Here is a 17984-nt window from a genome sequence, read left to right on the forward strand (position 1 = left end):
GCTTCCAGCTTCCGGCGGTCCAAGGTTGGAAATCACCGCAGCCCCATCCGCCCCGGGGCCAGCGGTGAGTTCCCTTTACGACGCTGACGCCAGCAATTTTGCGTTGCCGCCTGCTGCAGTGGTATCGATGCAAAGGTGGCGTTCCAGGACATAGCGTTCAGGGGCAATCTCCTCGACCACCAGGGGGACGATTGGGCCTTCACATTGCGACAGGGCGATACGCAGGGCGTGCGTCCAGTCCGATGCACCCGCGGCCGCCACGACGTCGATGTCCGCCATGTCTGCCAGGCTTTCGGGATCGATTGTTCCGTCCAGGGCCACAACCGGTGCGCCGGCGTCGGACAATGGTGCGGCCAGGGCCTTGCCGCCGGGCACGACAATCACCACCGGGCACCCGGCACCCAAAGCCTGTACGGCTTGTGCGAAGGCGATCTCGGGGGTCGGACCAAGGCACAGGACATTCCCGCGTGGGAACGTGCTCAGACGGTTGCTTTCGCCCGTCGGCCCCGGCAGCGTCTGTGGCGAGGTGTCGAAAGCGGCGGTTTCCGACAGCGCCCGGCGCACCACGCCGACACTTCCGCTCAGGGCCGTGCGCAGGGCGTGGACCCGGTCCGGCCGTGCGGCCCAGTTGCGGGCATCCAGTGTCGACACGGCCTTTCGCACAGCTTCCATGCTGACCGCGGCACCCACGGGCGCAGCGTGGCTGCCGGATTTGCCAACCTTTCGGAACCGGGTCAGGTACAGCGGACCGCCCGCTTTGGGCCCGGTGCCCGAAAGGCCTTCGCCGCCGAACGGCTGGCTGCCGACGATGGCACCGATCTGGTTGCGGTTGACGTAGCAGTTGCCGACCTGAATGTGTTCGATGATCTGCTCGACCCGGTCGTCGATCCGGGTGTGCAGCCCGAATGTCAGGCCGTATTGCCGCGCATTGATGGCGTCGACCACATTGTCAATCTGGTCTGCCTTGAACGTCGCCACGTGCAGCACAGGGCCAAAGATCTCGCGTTCCATGTCGGCGATGCCGCCCACCTTGACGATTGCCGGCGTGACATAGGTGCCGCCATCGGGCGCGGGCAAAGTCTTGATCAGGGTGCCCGCCTTCCGGTGCCCGTCGATGTAGCCCATGATGTCCCTTTGCGCATCGGCATCAATGACCGGCGACACATCGACATCCAGCCGCCAGGAATCGCCAATCACCAGCGCATCAAGCGCGCCGGACAGCATCTCCATCAGTTTGTCGTGCACGTCCTCCTGGACATAGAGAATACGCAGCGCCGAACAGCGCTGACCGGCAGACTGGAACGACGAGATCAGGATGTCGCGCACGGCCTGTTCCGGCAGCGCGGTGCTGTCCACGATCATGGCGTTCAGACCGCCGGTTTCGGCAATCAGCACCGCATCCGGCCCGGCGTTCTTCGCCAGCGCCTTGTTGATGATCATCGCAACTTCGGTCGAGCCGGTGAAACAGACGCCGGCAATGCGCGGATCCGAGGTCAGCGGGCCGCCGACCGTAGGACCGTCGCCGGGCAGAAGCTGCAGGGCCGCCTCTGGCAAGCCACAGTCGCGCATCATCTGCACAGCCCGCGCGGCGATGATCGGAGTCTGCTCGGCGGGTTTGGCCAGAACCGCATTGCCGACAGCCAGCGCCGCCGCGATCTGGCCGGTGAAGATGGCCAACGGAAAGTTCCAGGGACTGATGCAAACGAAAATCCCGCGCGGGCTGCCCGGTTCCTCTTCGCTCAGACGTTCGGCCTCGTTCGCGTAGAAGCGAAGGAAATCCACCGCCTCGCGCACTTCGGCGATGCCGTCGAGCACGGTCTTGCCCGCCTCGCGCGTGGTGATAGCGGTCAGTTCCGCGGTGTTGTCCTCGTACATGTCGGCCAGTTTGCGCAGGACATCCGCCCGGTCCGATACCGGCCTGGCCGACCATTCCCTGAACCCCTCTTCGGCAGCATCGAGGGCTGCGGCGACATCCTCGGCCGAGGCCTCCTGAACGGTGCCGACAATGCGGCTTTTGTCAGCGGGAGAATAGACTTCGCGCTTGGGACCGTTCGAGGCGCGGCCACCGGCCAGCATCGGGCCTGCATCCCATGTCACATCGGCGAACGCCTCGCGCGCGGCCATCAAGGGCAGGATCGAAGCGGGTTCGTTGACGCGGTAGCCTTTCGAGTTGCGACGGTAGGGTGCGAAAAGCTCGGATGGCGGCCGGATCGACGGGTTGGCGATCTCATCCCCCAGCTTTTCCATCTCGCTGACCGGGTCGGCAGAGATTGCCTCGGCGGGGATGTCGGGATCGACGATCTGGTTCACGAAGGACGAGTTGGCGCCGTTTTCCAAAAGGCGACGGACGAGGTAGGCCAGCAGATCCTGGTGCGCGCCAACCGGCGCATAGATGCGACAGCGGGTGCCTTCGGATTCCTTGACGATCTGGTGCAGGGATTCGCCCATGCCGTGCAGTCGCTGGAATTCGAAGCTGTCCTTGTCGTTGCCGGCCATCTGCACGACGGCGGCGCAGGTGTGCGCATTGTGGGTGGCGAACTGCGGATAGATCCGGTCGCGCCGGTCCAGCAGCATCTGCGCGCAGGCCATGTAGCTGACATCGGTGTTGTTCTTGCGGGTGAAGACCGGGAACCGCTCGACCCCCAACTCCTGCGCCAGCTTGATTTCGGTGTCCCAATAGGCGCCCTTGACCAGCCGCACCATGATCTTGCGATCATGGCGTTCGGCCATGTCATACAGCGTTTCGATCACCGGGGCAGCGCGACGGCCATAGGCCTGCACCACCACGCCAAATCCATCCCAGCCGTCAAGCTCCGGCTCGGACATCATCGCCTCGATCACGTCCAGGGAAAGGTCCAGGCGGTCCTGCTCTTCGGCGTCGATGTTGAAGCCGATCCCGGCCTTGGCCGCCTGCTTCACCAGTTCGATCGCCCGCGGGACCAACTCGGCCATCACTGTTTCTTTGTGGGTGTACTCATAGCGCGGGTGCAGGGCCGACAGTTTGACCGAAATGCCCGGAGACGAGCGGACGTCGCCCTTGGCCTGCTTGGCGATCGCGGTGATCGCCTTGGCATAGGCGGCATGATAGCGAACGGCATCGTCGTCGGTGCGCGCCGCTTCCCCAAGCATGTCATAGGAATAGGTATAGCCCTTCTTCTCAAGCTCGCGGGCGTTCTTCATGCCTTCTTCGATGGTTTGGCCCAGCACGAACTGTCGTCCCAGCACTTTCATCGACTGTCCGACGGCGGTGCGCACGACCGGTTCACCCAGACGTTTGACCAGCCCGCGCAAGGCGCGTGCGGGACCCCGGGGTTCATCATCCAGCACCTTGCCGGTCAGCATCAGCGCCCAGGTCGAGGCATTCACCAGCGTCGACGACGAATGCCCCAGATGCGCGCCCCAGTTCGACGGCGCGACCTTGTCCTCGATCAGATCATCAATCGTGTCGGCATCCGGCACCCGCAACAGCGCCTCGGCGAGGCACATCAGGCCAACGCCTTCCGAGGTCGAAAGCCCGTATTCGGCCAGAAACGCCTCCATCATCGACGGTTTGGTTTCGCTCCGGACCCGCTTGACGAATGTCGCGCCCACGGCGGCGGCCTTGTCACGGTCTGCCTTGGACAGCTTGATGCCGGCCGCAAGAGACCCGAGAAGCGCGGCTTCTTCGGCGGTGTAATTTGCACGGACCCGTGCGCGGAACGGATTGTCGATGTCCTGGATTGCAGCAGTTGCTTTGTTCACCGTCGTGTCTCCCAACGCATTATCACGGTCTGGCCGTGCCAGAGTGTTTGTTAGTCGGCTTGGTCACGGATGGGTCAGGCAGGGCCGGTCATAGCTGTCCCATCTGTCCATCAGAAACGTGTAGTTGGCGCGCGCTTCGCGCATGTGCTGAGGATCAATTGCGACGTAGCGAAAATCCTCATCCCGGTCAGCGAAATGCTGGGGTCCGCAAGTATCGTCCATCCACGGATAGCAGAACAGCGAGTTCCCATAGTCCTGACCCGCGCGGTTCAGCGACAGGAAGAACACCTGATTTTCAAGCGCGCGCGTCGTGGCAAAGGCATGCCAGGTGGGAAAGGACGGGTCCCTGAAATAGGCGCCACTATGCAGGATGACATCCACGCCGTGCTTAAGAACCAGAACTCGCGACAGTTCCGGGAAACGGATGTCGTAGCAAATGATTGGCGACAGGGTGAAGCCATTGACCTTGAACGTGAAGATGCCGTTGCCGATCGAGAAATAGTCTTTCTCCATCGAAGCGCCGTATTGGCACAGATGCAGCTTGTCATAGTGCCCGGCCAGCTCTCCTTCCGGCGTGACAACCGCCATCGAAATATAGGTCCCGGCGTCGTCCCGCCGGGCAAACCCATAGCACACATGAATGCCGAATTCGACAGCAAGTGCTGCCCACGTCTGAAACGAGGCCCCGTCCAGCGGTTCGGCAATCTCATCAAGCTGGTCAAACGCTGCGCGGGAATAGTCGATGCTGGAAAGCTCGGGCAGGACCACGAGATCAGCGCGCTTTTCGGTCAGCCGCTCTCGCAGCTTTGCAGCCGTATCCGCAAGATGACTGTCACGCGCCTGCGCGGTCGTCGTCGGCGGAATTGCAATCTGGCAGGCCAATAGAGTGAGAGACTCTTGCGCTGTCATCTGAACGGTGTGCTCATATCAGGGCTCCAAATACGTCAATACCTCTGTATTGCACCTGTTTTTCGCGCCCTGCGGGCAACGTAGCGACTGTCGGGAAATGGCCCAGTGCCCTTGGGTCAGCAGTGACCGAATTCCGCTGCGGAACCTAGATGCTGCACCAGATCATCTTGAATGGCCAGTTGATTTTTCCTTTGGCCTCAGAGCCGAAGGATTGGTGCTGGCGAGGGTCCGAGGGTCGCATCGGGCCAATCCATGTTTGTCGTTCAGGCGCCTGAAATCGAGGGTGGCTTTCAAAAGAAGGATGCGGGGTTGTACAGCGGTTTGTTCCAAACAATCGCGACCAATCGAAACAAATTGCCACTATCATCCTAATTGCCTAGGCTGAGCGAACGCCAACTGTGACGCAGCGCCAAAAGGCGCTTCCAAGCCGAACAAAAAAGAACCCAAGGGAGAGAAGCCGATGAAATTCAAGACGATTTCCAATACACTGGTGATAGGTGCGCTCGGTGCCACGATGTCGACCGCAGCGTTTGCACAAGACATGACCTTTCGTTTCGCGGGCACGTTCCCGATCGATCACCAGGGCACCAAGATGATGGAGCAGGTCGCCGCCGACGTCGCGGCTGCCGATGTGGGCCTGACCATCGAAGTGTTCCCCGCCAACCAGCTTGGCTCGGGCGAGGCGCTTTTTGAAGACGTGGCGCGCGGCAACATCGACATGGTGTCAGCCTTCATCTACGCCGACACCGACCCGCGCTTCGACTATCTGTCGATGCCGTTCCTGGTCAGTGGCTGGGACGAGATGGACAGCGTCATGCGGGACATGAACTCCGAATACAACAATGTCCTGCAAGAGATCACCGACGAATACGGCGTACATATCTTCGCGCAGAACCCTGAAGGCTTCGTCGGCATCGTCGCCACGCGCGAGCCAAACAACTACAACACCTTCGACGACAAGGGCATGAACATCCGCGTGTGGTCTTCGCCCATCGTCAAAGGCATGGTGGAACTTCTTGGCTACAGGGCAACCACGATGGCCTGGGGCGATATCTTCCCCGCAATCCAGTCGGGCATCGTCGATGGCGCGATCTGCTGCACCAAGACCGCGACCTATTCCATCTTCGCCAAGTCTGACGTCGGCACGCATTTCGTCGAAGTCAATGCGATCCAGGAAATGACCACCTACTACGCCTCGCAGCGTTCGCTTGACAAACTGAACGACGAACAGCGCGCGGCGCTTGAAGCGGCGCTGACCAAGGCGTCGGACGACTTCTTTGCCTACAACCGCGAAAACGATGCGGTGTTCGAACAGAAGCTGGTCGAGTCCGGCTACACCATCCTGAAGTACAGCCCGGAAGAACACGCCGCGATGGCCGCAAAGGTTCGCGAAGAGATCTGGCCGATGATGGCAAAGAACGTCGGTCAGGATATCATCGACCGCATGATGCCGGCCGGGAACTGATCACCCGAACCCTCAGGGAGGCCGCCGACAAGAGCGGCCTCCCTTTCCAATATGTTGAACCAAAAAACCGGGGGGTGGAATGTCGAACACACAAGCCGAAAAGCCGACTTTCTTTGGCTATGCGGTCAGAGAGGGTCAGCGAAAGATCACAGACGAACTCCCGCCGGTATTCGGGTATCCGCTGAAATTCGTGGCCTATGTCATGCGGGTGATCGTGACATTCACCGGATTTCTGATGGCGTTCACCTTCGGCGCCGTCGTGGTCATCAGGTACGGCTTCGGAGGCGACCTTTTTGCCTATGAAGAATGGCTGCTGGGCATCAGCATCGTCGGTTTCTTTGCCGGCGCGGTTCTGGCCTCGTCCCGCAATCTGCACATCAACGCCGACATTCTGGGCATCGTCATCCATGACCCTAAGCTGATCTGGTGGCGCGGGTTCATCGTGCTTGTGATCGAACTGGTTGTGATCCTTTTCCTCTTCTATGCCTGCTACATGTCATTGCTTGACGACTTCTCTTTCCCCCGGTTGCGGTCCACACCAGTGCTGCGCATTCCCTTCGTGTCCTGGCGAATTGCCATCATGTGTGCCTTCGGCTTCATGGCGCTGTTCACCAGCGCCTATCTCTACGTCCATATCCGAAAGGGACTGGGCCTCCCGCTCCGCTCCGACACTTTGAAGGAGGCCGCGAAGTGATCATCACTGGAAGTCTAATTATCGTATGCCTGATGCTGCTTCTGGGTGTCAGTGTCTATGTCGCGTTCGGGGCGGTTCTGGTCTTCATCGCGCTGGTCGGGGATCAGTCGATCACCGGCTATCTGCCAACAGGGTCAACCGGCATCCGGTCCCTGGTGCTCCTGGCGATCCCGTTGTTCATGCTTGCCGGCGGCATCATGGAGAAAGGACGGATCGCGGCCCCGCTGGTGACGCTTGCTGAAATGTTCATCGGTCACATCAAGGGGGGGTTGAGCGCTGCGGCGGTTCTGGCCTGCGGGGTGTTTGGCTCGATCTCCGGTTCCGCCAACGCGACGCTGACCTGCATCGGCTCGATCATGATGCCGCACCTGCGGCAAGCCAACTACCCGCGCGGACAATCCGCAGCGCTTCTTGTCTGTGCCAGCCCGCTTGGACTTCTGATCCCGCCCAGTGCGTCACACATCCTTTATGGGTGGATTGCCCAGCAGCACGTCCTGAAGTGTTTCCTGTCGACGGTCATACCGGCGATGATCCTGATCACCCTGCTGATCATTGCCAACCAGTTCATGCTGCGGAAATATGACAACATCGAGTTGAAAGAGCGTCCCAAGCCCTTCCTGCCGATGCTGGGTCAACAGGGGCGTCTTGCCGGTCCAGCCCTGATGATGCCCTTCATCATTCTGGGGGGGATTTACGGCGGCATCATGACCCCGACCGAGGCTGCCGGCATTGCCGTGGTCTATGCCATTCCTGTTGCGATCTACTTCTACCGCGGCCTGACCTGGAGATCCCTTGCGCAGACCATCCAGACCTCGGGTGTGACCATCGGGGTTGTCATGGTGATGATCTTCATGGTGCTGATCGTGTCGGACAATCTGATTGCCCAGGGCGCCCCCCAGCTGGCCAAGGATATGGTCTATTCAGTGTCGGACAATCCGATCGTGATCCTGCTGATGATCAACGTCGTCATGATCCTGATCGGCATGTTGATGGACGACATCTCGGGCCTGCTTCTGGCGACCCCGATCCTGTTGCCCATCGCGCAAAGCACCGGTATGGACCCGATCCATTTTGCAGCCGTGATCGGCGTCAATCTGGGAATGGCCAACATCACCCCCCCGACGGCGCCCCTGCTCTACCTCGGTGCGCAGATCTGTGACACCCCGGTGTCGAAGATGCTCTGGCCGACTCTGATCTTCATCGTGTTCGCCTGGCTGCCGACGCTGATCCTGACGACCTTCATTCCGGGACTGGCGCTTTGGCTGCCGAACCTTCTGCTTGGCTAATAGGCTGGCAGGCTGACAACAAGACAGGGCGCCCGAAAACCGGGCGCCCTGTTTCGTTCTGATGGCTGATCTGCGCAGCGCATTTGGATTTGCGTGCGATGGTTCCCGACAGGCAAGCGCGGGCGCGCGTTACTGCACGTACATCCAGGAATGCACGCCGATAAAAACTGCCGCAACCGCGACAACCGAAGCGATCCCGAAGACGTCTTTCGTAACTTTCGACATTGTGCTGCTCCTTCGAACAAGCGATTCCGTTATGGCCCACATATGCCCGCAGTGCCGAACTGTGCACCGCCAATACTGCAAAGGCGCTTTGCGGTGCATGCATGACAGTCCAGGTGGATAGGACAACGGGCGGGCAGGATCTTGGGCCGCGGTGCCTCGTCACGTCGGGCACGGTCCGACAACCGGGCCGGATTGGCCCGCTTCGCCGGGTGCTCGCGTTAGTTGGAAGGGGCAATCGGCGGGACTGTGCAGATCGGCTCGGCCCCATGCACCGCGCGATGCATGTCGATAAGAGACACCATCACGTCGACCAACGGTCGAGACTCGCGCTCGCAAAACCGACCGCAGGACCGCGACGGGTCAAAGGGACAAGATCAACCCGATGCCTTGCAGAGATCGACATGATCGTCTGCCAGCGGGAACTGAGCTGGCCTTGTTGTCCAGCACCAGTCGCGCTGCTGCGCCGCGCAAGTTCAGGGCATCTGGTATCGTCATTTCGCCACGCGCACCGGCGGCAGATCGTAGGTCCGGTCGAGAATGCTCTGCCCCGGGCCATAATTGCGCAGCACCATCCAGAACGGACCTTCGGGCGCCGGCAACCAGTTTGCGTCGTGTTCGGGGCCTGGAGAGTTTGTCCCGATATGAAGCGTTAGAGATCCATCCGGTGCAGTCGCAAGGCCCGGCGTTGCACTACCGATTGCGTAACGGCCGATGGGATTCTCGGCCAGCGCGCGTTCGGGCAAGCGGTACATGGTCATCGACCAGAAGAACTCCACCGGGGGCAGCTCTTGCGGCCCGAAGGTCATCGTGTAGGCGGCCTTCGCGCCGTTCAGGGGGGCCCCGGTCTCGTCGACCACGCGGTTCAGATAGACCGAGATATCCTTCGTATTGCCGAAGATGCCGACATAAACCCCAAGCGCCCGGTCAAGGTATCGCTGCCCCATGGCGCTGCGCGGTCCAAAGAGCTTCGTGCCATCGGTTAGTTCGCCCGCCTCGTCGGCCAGGATCGCGCGTGCATCGTCGATCCCGGCGCGCAAATGGGCCTGCGTTTCCGGGTCAAGGGCAGAACTGTCGAACGGCTCTCCCGACACGATCCCGAGGAGCGCGAGCGCGGCGTAGGCCTTGCGATCCGCAGGGTGCGGCTCGACAAGCGGCAAAAGACGGGCGACGTGATCCCAGTACGCAAGCTGCTCTTCCGTGCCGTCCTGCCAGGGCAGCCAGTCAATCAGATCTGCGGGCGGGGGCGCGGGCTGGTCCAGAAAGGCGCTGAGCGGGCGCAGGGCATATCCGTTCTGGATCGCCTCCACCGCATCCATGCCCCCGTCCGGCAAGAGTTGCGTGCGCGTGAGCGTTCCAAGGAAGCGGCTTTCATCCCGGATGACCCGGTCGATGCCCGCAGGCAGATCGCCCGCCCAGTCCGGACCCGCCAGCAGCACCGACACGCCGCCGTTGCCGTCGTTCACCGAGCCCGCGTTGTCCAGCACATGGCCCCACAGATCGTCCCACTGCGAGGTATAGAACCGCTCCGCCTCGATCGCGGGCAGCGTCAGCACCCACGGTTCTGAGCGCAGGTCGACCCAGGCGTAGGAGTAGGGCGTGTCGTTGTTCGGCGTGACGATGTCGGTGTCAGCGGGCGTGGCAACGCCCAGATGCAGCCACACGCCCATGCCCCCCGAGAACGAGGGCGAAGTCGCGTCGATCGCCTGCAAAAACATGGTGCGGTACATCATCACCAGCGGATAGGTAAAGATATAGCTATCGCGCGCGGCGTCCCTCAGGTTTGGGACCGTTTCCTGCGCGCGCACGGTGCCCGTCGTACTTATCAGAACCGCCGACGCCAGCACCGGCAGGACATATCTTCGGAGAAACGACATATGCACTTCCCTTCAACGGTACGGAGGCGCGGGGATTGCAGGCTCGTGTCGCTGCCCGCGCCTTGACATTTCGCGGGGCGCACGATCCCGTTGTACCAACAGGCACCCAAATTTCTGGACAGGATAGAATGCCCCAGCCGCTTTTCCCAGCACGCACCCGTCTTGGCATTTTGTTTACCGGCGCTTTCCTTGCCCTCGCGGGTGCGACCACCGCTGACGGGATCACCGTCACGCCCGAGACCTACATCCGGGCCGAAACCGACACCGCCTTCGCCGAGTTCCAGAAGCGATCCAACGGGCAGATCAACGCCTTTGCCTTCATTCGCTCGCCCACCACGCTGGACAATCAACCGGTGATCCGCATGAACAAGGACACGCTCTATGCCAGCGCCGTCGTCGACACCGCGGGTGGCGCGACGATCACGGTGCTCGAGGCGCCGGACGGGCGCTACCTGTCAGTGCTGGTGATCGACAACGATCACTATGCGCCCGCCGTGTTTTACGACCCAGGAACCTACGACCTTCCCGACGACACGCGCTACGTGATCCTGCTGATCCGCGTGCAACTGCTGGACGACGCCGACCCGGCCGATGTCGCCACCGCAAACGCCCTGCAGGATCAGTTCGTGGTGGAGGCCACCAGCGCCGAGCCATTCGTTTCTCCGGATTGGGACATTGACAGCATGCTTGCCCTGCGCGCCAGCTATGAACCCGAGTTCCAGTCCTTTGCGCAGTTCGAACCCGATTGGATGGGACCGCGCAGCACGGTCAACGAAGAGACGCGCCACCTCGCCGCTGCCGGCGCATGGGGGCTCTTCCCTGAAAAGGACGCCGTCTATATCAACTATGTCGGCCCTTCGGACCCGACGGTCTGCTATTCTGCGACCTATGTTGCGCCTGAAACGGAAGCCTTCTGGTCGATCACGGTCTATGGCGCCGACGGTTTCATGAAAAGCGACACCAACATCATCAACAACCGCAACGCGACCTTCAACGATGACGGCACCTTCACGGCCTTCTTCGGGTCCGAGGCGGCCTGCGGGGACCAGGCCAACCGGAGCGACATCAGCGAAGGCTGGAATTTCCTCATGCGAATCTACCGACCGGGCGAAGACGTGCTGTCTCGGGAATACACCCTGCCCCAGGTCGCCATCGTGCGCTGAGACTCGCCGGAACGGCCCTGCCGCCACATACCCTAGACCGTCCCATTGGCGCTGATGCCAGACTGGGCACCCATGATGGTAGAGAAAGCTATGTAATCTTCGGCACGGGCACGGATATTGCGGCGATTTTACCGCCTCAATCGGTCATTCCCGTCTGGATGGCAGCACAGGCTTCGTGCGCGTCAGCCCGCGCATCGCCCATACGTCAGGGACTCCGGTTAGGGCCAATGCACCGCGACAGCTGTACTTCGGCGCAATGGCAACCGGCGCGGTGGGTGGTGATGCGTTGTTTCGGCTTCATACCCACTCCCTTACTATGCGGTATCCTCCAAGCGGGACTGCGTGTGACCCCGGACGACTGGCAGTCACGCGCCGTTGGAATACATCTGCATGATCCAGACAAACTCATCGTCGGCGCGCCCCCCCCCAGACACAGGAACTGATCGCCCGAAAAACTCCCGGTTCTTTACCAACCTTGTGGTGTCCGCAGGTATTCCCTGGGAGAATTCCCATTGCCCCCCGAAGCGGAAGCCAGCCTTCGTTCAAAAACGGGTATTCCGCGCCAAATGTGACGACCTTTTGTGCAGCCATCGTCAGGGCAAGATTTTCCTTGCAAATCGGTAGGGGCGGTTCACTGTTGGAATTCCGCGCAACAGTGATCGAGCATGATATGACCTTGCCAATCGCAGACGTCATTGGCTTCGCCGCATCTGCACTTGTGTTTCTGGCTTTCTGCATGCGCACACTCTTGCCACTGCGTCTTGTCGCGATCACATCCAATCTATTCTTCATATCCTACGGCTTGATGGCAGGGTTGATGCCCATTCTCGTATTGCACCTTCTTCTTTTACCCATGAATGTGTGGCGCACGGCACAGCAGTTGCAGACACGGCGGCGAATGCGTGCAGTCCTTACCGAGGAGCCAAACCTCGAAGTTCTTCTTCCTTTCATGGCAAGAGAGGAATTTGCCGACGGCGCTGTTATATTCAGCCGGGGCGAAATTGCCGACAAACTTTATGTCGTGGCGGACGGTGAAGTTGTCGTTGAAGATTTCGGGAAAACATTGCTGAAGGGATCGATCTTCGGTGAACTTGGATTTTTCAGTGCAAATGGCAAACGTGCCGCCACAGTGCGAGCTTCGGGCCAGGTGAAGTTGAATTGGATCAACCAGGATGCTCTTATGCAGGTATATCGAGACAATCCAGACTTCGCGCTGTTTCTGACACGGCTGATGGTAACGCGACTGGCCCAAAATGAAAATGTTCTCCGGAAAGAGCGCTAGATGGAGGGCATCCGTGCAGCGGGCTTCGGTTTCGCGATTGCTTTCAGGGGCTTCAGGGCGATGCAACAAGGGCAAGCCACAACTGCTTCTCAAGCCGACCTTCGCTGTCTGGTCTCGCCCGCTCATCTGAGATGCCACGCCGAGTGTTGCGGGCGGCCTTGCAACGGGCGAAGGACAAACGCTTGCAGATCAACTCTCGATCCCTGGTGAAGTTTCGGAGCAAATCCCGCGCGTTTTCAGTGTTTTAAAATCACACAAGCAGCCTGGGTTGTGTTACATCTGACAATCCGTGCCGGGACATTTGTTGACGGATTGGCGGCATTCGTGGTCCGATGTCGTGGCAGGCGGCGCATGCAAAACGGGTTGTTCAGGTAATGGATACTTTCTATGGGATCGAAAGGTCTACCATCCTTGATTTTGCGGGGTTAACCGGGGTGGTCTTTTACATCGGCTCCTACGCAGGTTTGCAAACTGGGCTGCTGAAAGGCAATGGCTACGCCTATACGATATTCAATCTTCTGGCTGCCGGGCTAGTCCTGTTGTCTCTGACGAACGACTTCAATCTCTCCTCCGCAATAATTCAGGCGACCTGGATCGGCATCAGCATCATTGGTTTGACACGTGTCGGCTACCTGAATGCTGTCACACGTCTGAATGCAGAAGAAGCCTATTTGATCAAGGAAAAGCTGCCGGGCATGCCCAAACCAATGGCGCGCAAGTTTTTCAATGCGGGGGTCTGGCTGGATGCGGAAATAGGCACAACCGTTGCATCGGAAGGCAGCCCCGTCGGCGCGCTTTATTTCTTGTCCGATGGAGAGACATCCGTCACCATCGGTGATGAACATATTGGCACCAGCAAACCCGCGACGTTCATTGGCGAGATGACATGCTTTGATGCAGCGCCAGCAACCGCGACCGTGACTGTCTCCAAACCGGCGCGCTTTTTCCGAATAGGCACCGAATCCCTGAACATGCTGTGTCGGAAGGACTCTGATCTAAAGATGCTGCTGGAAAACTCTCTGGCCGCAGACACCCGGCTGAAACTGGTTGAGGCAAATGCACAGATCACCGGAAAAACGCAAGCCCACTGACCAGTGGCGCAACGGTACAGCTAGCGCCGCCCAACCAGATAATATGTTGTCATTTTGCCCCGGCCCTTAATGTCGGTCAAACCTCTGTCCTTGAACTCATACCGATCCTTCAGCAGCGAATAACTGGCCTCGGTCACTTGAATACATCCCGGCTCACCAGAAGACTCCATCCGGCTGGCAATATTCACGGTGTCGCCCCAGAGGTCATAGATGAACTTGCTTTTTCCGATCACCCCGGCCACCACAACGCCACTGTTTATCCCGATACGAAGCGATAAGTCTTGGTCAACCTGTTCTGCAACCTCCCCGATAATCTCCAGCATCCCAAATGCCATTTCGGCAATCATCTGTGCATGGTTGGCGTTTTCCGAAGGCAATCCCGAAGCCACCATGTAACAATCCCCGATGGTCTTGATCTTTTCCAAACCAAGATCCTGGGCCAGATCGTCAAACCGGCTAAAAATTGTATTGAGCATCCGAACTATTTGCGCGGCATCCTTTTCAGAAGACATTTCCGTAAATCCAACCATGTCTGCAAACAGAATTGATACCTCGTCAAAACGCTCGGCTATTGTACCCGGATCGGTCTTGAGCCGGTCTGCAACGGATTTGGGAAGAATGTTGAGCAAGAGGTTCTCGGCGCGATCATGTTCGGCCGCCAGCCTGTTTCCGGTGATTTCCAACTGCTCCAACATCCGGTTGGTTGAATTTCCCAACACTGCCAGTTCATCTTCACCGGCAACCGCAACTCGTTTGCTAAGATCCGACGTCTTTCCAATGTCCTCCACGTCTCGTCCAAGCACAGACAGCGGGCGCAGCACGATCCGATCCAGCATGAGAGACACCGCCACGATCAGAAGTGCGCCCCCAACCAAGAGCGCATACAGCAATGCATTCAGACTGTTCTGACCTGCCTGGTATACAACGCGGGGAATTTGCGCCGTGACCAACAAGACCGGACCGCCATCGACATCGGGGAACAGAACATGGCCTACCATGTTTTCCTCGTCTATCACATCCAGTTTGGAACGCGGCTCCAGATAGGTGAAGGGTTCCGAAGAACCGGTCGGAAAAAGTGCGTCAACGACAGGAACTGCACCCTCCGGAAAGCCATCTTGACGGCGCTTCAAAAAAGAGAGTTTTAGCTGTGTCTGCGCCTGAAGATCTTTTTGGAGATCTCGGTCCAGATACCTTCCTGCAATAAAATATCCGCGCGGTTCTCCGCTGTCATCGGTGCGCAGGATCGGCGCGGCCGACATCAACAGCACATTGCGATTGATCGACAGCAATCCGCTTACATTAAGCGCATCTCCCATACCACCCAGAACAGGGCCCAGAGGGCGCAGCAATTCAAGAAGCGCCTTCGGTATCTTTACCTCAGCCTCTCGCGACAGACTGACCCCCCGGGCAGAAAGAACATCCCCGTTATTGTCGACCAGGATCAGAAAATTCATTTCCATGCTGACGACCGTATCGACTGTCAGGTTTTCGTCGATGTATGCTTGGTTGCCGTCGTGGGCAAAACGGTATGTTGCTTCCCACGATCCCCAATCCGAAGAAATGATCACGTATTTATTCAATGCGTTTTGAAGGACAGCTGCAACGCGTGAGATATCCTTCACTGCGCTTTGGTGTTCGATGGCGCGATAGCTTTTGAGCTGTTGAATAGATACAATCTGGTGCAACACGATTGTCGAGATCGCGAGTACAAGGCTGATCGCAAGAAGTGTCTTGCGGCGAATGCTTGTTTTGAAATTCAAACTGGCGACTGCAATCATTGGATGCCCTATTGGGTTGTACGGATCGTACTGTTTGGGCATCGTCGGTCACTGGTCCATCAGAACTCGTCTGGACGTGTCGCGGATTGATCCCGCTCCTTTGATAGCACTTATTTCAGCAAAGGGGGGGGCGAACTATGGGACCGAAACGGTTCTGGCCCAGGACCCTTGCGGAACTGCGCCGCCTCAAAGGACGTTTTCAGCTATTCGGTGGTTCCAAAGCAGCCCGACCCGTCAGACTTCAATGCCCCGCGTGCCTTATCAGTATCAACGTTCCGGACGCCCGAGATGCCGCTGTTCGCACTGCCGGAACGAATGATCGAATGCGGACGCCGAAATTGTCTTTGATCAGTCGCCGAACAACTCTGCAAACTGCGTTTCAACCAGGTCCAGAAAGTTGGCCGCAACGCGGGAGGGTTCCCGCAACGCTGGCAACAGCAAATCATACCGGAAGGGCTGTTCGGGATGTAGCGGGCGTGAAACAATCTTGCCTGCAGACACGTAATTGGCGGCTGTCACAGGCTCTACGATCGACAGACCAGCCCCGTTGGCCACCAATTCACAGATCGACGCCGACAGTTGCGCCTCGGCAACGACATGCGGGCGCGCGCCTCCTGTCGCCAGAAACACGTCGGTTTCGGACCGCGTGGAAATTTCGGCTCCAAGGGTGATGAAAGGCTGTTCATGGAAATCGCCGGGTTCCAGACGCTCCTTGCGGCACAGGGGATGCCCGACAGGTAGAACGGCCTGCATCGGTGCCGTGCAGATCGCGCGGCGCGTGACCGCCGGATGGTCGGTGTCCAGTGCCGCGAAACCAAGGTCGAACTGCTGCGAACTGAGATGTTGCAACACGGCTTGCGAGCTTCGTGCGCGCAACGAGACGGTGATCCCGGGTTCTGTCTTGACGAAGGCCGCGATCGCATCGGGCAGGAATTTCAGCGCCAGCGCCGGCATGCCGGCGATCAGCAGACTGCCCCGGCGAAAATCGCGAATATCCTCGATGACGCGGGAAATCTCGGCCAGGCCGACGAAGGATCTTTCGACCTCCTCGTAAAGCGCCAGCGCCTCGGGTGTCGGGTACAACTGCCGCCCGCGTCGTTCGAACAGCTTGAACCCGGTGGCGTGCTCTAGATCAGAGATCAACCTGCTAACCGACGGCTGGGTCGTGTTCAGAATTTGTGCAGCCGCCGTGACCTTTCCGGTTTCGATCACGGCCCTGAAAGCTTCGAGTTGTCGGTGCGTGAGGCGGTTGAGCATGATCAATACATATCATCGACGTATGATTAAGGCACAATAGAGAATTTTGGATATGAAAATCCCCGTGCTAATGTCGATGCAGGAGGATTCACATGCCAGCGCAAGCATCAGACACCACGATCATTGGGGGCGGCGTCGTTGGCCTGTGCACGGCGCTTGGTCTTTTGCAGGCTGGTCGGCGGGTGACAGTTCTGGATGGCGCAGACGGTGATCTGCGCGCGTCGCAGGGCAATTTCGGTCTGGTCTGGCTGCAGGGAAAGGGCGCTGGTTTTGCGCCCTATGCCGAACTGACGCGCGACGCCGTTGCCGCCTGGCCGAATTTTGCAGCGATGCTCCAAGACGTGACGGGCACCGGTCTGTCGCTGGATCAGTCCGGCGGGTTCGAGTTCTTTACGGACCCTGTGGAACTTGCGGACTTCGCTGCGGATTTGGAGCGCCAGCAAGCGTATTTGGGAAACCGGTTCAGCCATGAAATCATCGACGGCGACAAGCTTCGACGCATGCACCCCCAGATCGGACCGGCTGTCGTCGGGGCCACCTTCTGCGCGCATGATGGACACGTAAATCCGCTGCGACTTCTCAGGGCGCTGCGACGCGCTGTTCTGGCGCTTGGTGGCGATCTCAAGACGGACGCGCATGTGACCGCGGTTGCAGAGGCACCGGGTGGTGGCTTTGATCTGACATTCCGTGATGGCACACGCCACGGCACCGACCGCGTGGTCCTCTGCGCCGGTCTCGGCACCTCATCCTTGGCAGCGCAGCTTGGTTTTTCCACCCGTGTCTACCCGCAGCGCGGAGAGTTGCTGATAACCGAGAAGTTGGGCTATCGGCTGCCGTTCCTGTCCAGCACCATCCGTCAGGTTGACGAGGGCGGGATCCAGATCGGCGGCACCAAGGCGGACGCGGGCCCCGATGACAGCGAAACACTTGACGTGATGGCCGGGCTGGCCCGGCAGGCGGTATCGGTCATGCCTGCGCTTGCCGATGTGCGGGTCGTACGCGCCTGGGGCGCGCTGCGCGTGATGTCGCCGGACGGCTACCCCGTCTATGCGCGGTCAGCCCGACATCCCGGCGCATATCTTGTGACCTGTCACAGCGGTGTCACGTTGGCGCCGCTCCACGCCAGTGTCCTGACGGATTGGCTCGACGAAAATTCCAACGCACCTGATCTGGAGGCATTCGATGAAACCCGCTTCGCGATTTCTGACGCGGCCTGACC

General features: G+C 59.4%; 12 protein-coding genes and 1 other annotated feature. Of the genes, 7 read left to right on the forward strand and 5 right to left on the reverse strand.

What is annotated here, in order from left to right; genetic code table 11:
* Window positions 1-75 precede the first annotated feature (75 nt).
* Window positions 76-3741: a bifunctional proline dehydrogenase/L-glutamate gamma-semialdehyde dehydrogenase PutA gene (putA, locus tag H8B03_RS15720; RefSeq protein ID WP_193142834.1), complete on the reverse strand. Its 3666-nt coding sequence runs from the start codon at window positions 3739-3741 to the stop codon at window positions 76-78.
* Window positions 3742-3804: 63 nt separating this feature from the next.
* Entirely contained in the window at window positions 3805-4650 is an 846-nt protein-coding gene (locus H8B03_RS15725) for a carbon-nitrogen hydrolase family protein (RefSeq protein WP_193142835.1), read from the reverse strand.
* Between the two features lie 460 nt (window positions 4651-5110).
* Between H8B03_RS15725 and dctP the strand changes: the two genes are divergently transcribed.
* From dctP to H8B03_RS15740, 3 genes are all read left to right on the forward strand, one after another.
* Complete coding sequence (gene dctP, locus H8B03_RS15730) at window positions 5111-6115, forward strand: TRAP transporter substrate-binding protein DctP (RefSeq protein WP_193142836.1); 1005 nt, start codon at window positions 5111-5113, stop codon at window positions 6113-6115.
* A 79-nt stretch (window positions 6116-6194) separates the two neighbouring features.
* The gene (locus H8B03_RS15735) at window positions 6195-6809 is read left to right on the forward strand and encodes a TRAP transporter small permease (RefSeq protein ID WP_193142837.1); all 615 of its coding nucleotides are present in this window, start codon (window positions 6195-6197) and stop codon (window positions 6807-6809) included.
* Complete coding sequence (locus H8B03_RS15740; RefSeq protein WP_193142838.1) at window positions 6806-8095, forward strand: TRAP transporter large permease; 1290 nt, start codon at window positions 6806-6808, stop codon at window positions 8093-8095. Before H8B03_RS15735 ends, H8B03_RS15740 begins: the two co-directional genes overlap by 4 nt.
* 452 nt (window positions 8096-8547) lie before the next feature.
* Window positions 8548-8664, reverse strand: a sequence feature (AL1L pseudoknot).
* Window positions 8665-8811: 147 nt separating this feature from the next.
* Here H8B03_RS15740 and H8B03_RS15745 read toward each other — a convergent pair.
* Window positions 8812-10194, reverse strand: a complete 1383-nt coding sequence (locus tag H8B03_RS15745) for a DUF1254 domain-containing protein (RefSeq protein WP_193142839.1) — start codon at window positions 10192-10194, stop codon at window positions 8812-8814.
* A 128-nt stretch (window positions 10195-10322) separates the two neighbouring features.
* On the opposite strand from H8B03_RS15745, the gene H8B03_RS15750 reads away from it, so the two are divergent.
* From H8B03_RS15750 to H8B03_RS15760, 3 genes are all read left to right on the forward strand, one after another.
* Complete coding sequence (locus H8B03_RS15750) at window positions 10323-11357, forward strand: DUF1254 domain-containing protein (RefSeq protein WP_193142840.1); 1035 nt, start codon at window positions 10323-10325, stop codon at window positions 11355-11357.
* 637 nt (window positions 11358-11994) lie between these two features.
* Window positions 11995-12639: a cyclic nucleotide-binding domain-containing protein gene (locus tag H8B03_RS15755; protein WP_193142841.1), complete on the forward strand. Its 645-nt coding sequence runs from the start codon at window positions 11995-11997 to the stop codon at window positions 12637-12639.
* Window positions 12640-13013: 374 nt separating this feature from the next.
* Window positions 13014-13730, forward strand: a complete 717-nt coding sequence (locus H8B03_RS15760; RefSeq protein WP_193142842.1) for a cyclic nucleotide-binding domain-containing protein — start codon at window positions 13014-13016, stop codon at window positions 13728-13730.
* A 20-nt stretch (window positions 13731-13750) separates the two neighbouring features.
* On the opposite strand, the gene H8B03_RS15765 is transcribed toward H8B03_RS15760, so the two are convergent.
* Window positions 13751-15550, reverse strand: coding sequence for an adenylate/guanylate cyclase domain-containing protein (locus H8B03_RS15765; RefSeq protein WP_193142843.1), 1800 nt, complete (start codon window positions 15548-15550; stop codon window positions 13751-13753).
* Window positions 15551-15856: 306 nt separating this feature from the next.
* Window positions 15857-16765, reverse strand: a complete 909-nt coding sequence (locus H8B03_RS15770; RefSeq protein ID WP_226925984.1) for a LysR substrate-binding domain-containing protein — start codon at window positions 16763-16765, stop codon at window positions 15857-15859.
* A 92-nt stretch (window positions 16766-16857) separates the two neighbouring features.
* Here H8B03_RS15770 and H8B03_RS15775 point away from each other — a divergent pair, with 92 nt between their 5' ends.
* A complete protein-coding gene (locus H8B03_RS15775; RefSeq protein WP_193142845.1) occupies window positions 16858-17982 on the forward strand; it encodes an FAD-binding oxidoreductase in 1125 nt (374 codons plus the stop codon).
* Window positions 17983-17984: the final 2 nt, after the last annotated feature.

This window comes from Meridianimarinicoccus sp. MJW13, from assembly GCF_014901205.1.
Lineage (GTDB): Bacteria > Pseudomonadota > Alphaproteobacteria > Rhodobacterales > Rhodobacteraceae > Meridianimarinicoccus.

Excerpts from the sequence above, each read along its gene's own strand:
- H8B03_RS15725 (WP_193142835.1), bottom strand. The coding sequence starts at position 4,650 with ATGACAGCGCAAGAGTCTCTCACTCTATTGGCCTGCCAGATTGCAATT.
- dctP (WP_193142836.1), top strand. The coding sequence starts at position 5,111 with ATGAAATTCAAGACGATTTCCAATACACTGGTGATAGGTGCGCTCGGT.
- H8B03_RS15735 (WP_193142837.1), top strand. The coding sequence starts at position 6,195 with ATGTCGAACACACAAGCCGAAAAGCCGACTTTCTTTGGCTATGCGGTC.
- H8B03_RS15745 (WP_193142839.1), bottom strand. The coding sequence starts at position 10,194 with ATGTCGTTTCTCCGAAGATATGTCCTGCCGGTGCTGGCGTCGGCGGTT.
- H8B03_RS15750 (WP_193142840.1), top strand. The coding sequence starts at position 10,323 with ATGCCCCAGCCGCTTTTCCCAGCACGCACCCGTCTTGGCATTTTGTTT.
- H8B03_RS15760 (WP_193142842.1), top strand. The coding sequence starts at position 13,014 with ATGGATACTTTCTATGGGATCGAAAGGTCTACCATCCTTGATTTTGCG.
- H8B03_RS15765 (WP_193142843.1), bottom strand. The coding sequence starts at position 15,550 with ATGCCCAAACAGTACGATCCGTACAACCCAATAGGGCATCCAATGATT.
- H8B03_RS15770 (WP_226925984.1), bottom strand. The coding sequence starts at position 16,765 with ATGCTCAACCGCCTCACGCACCGACAACTCGAAGCTTTCAGGGCCGTG.
- H8B03_RS15775 (WP_193142845.1), top strand. The coding sequence starts at position 16,858 with ATGCCAGCGCAAGCATCAGACACCACGATCATTGGGGGCGGCGTCGTT.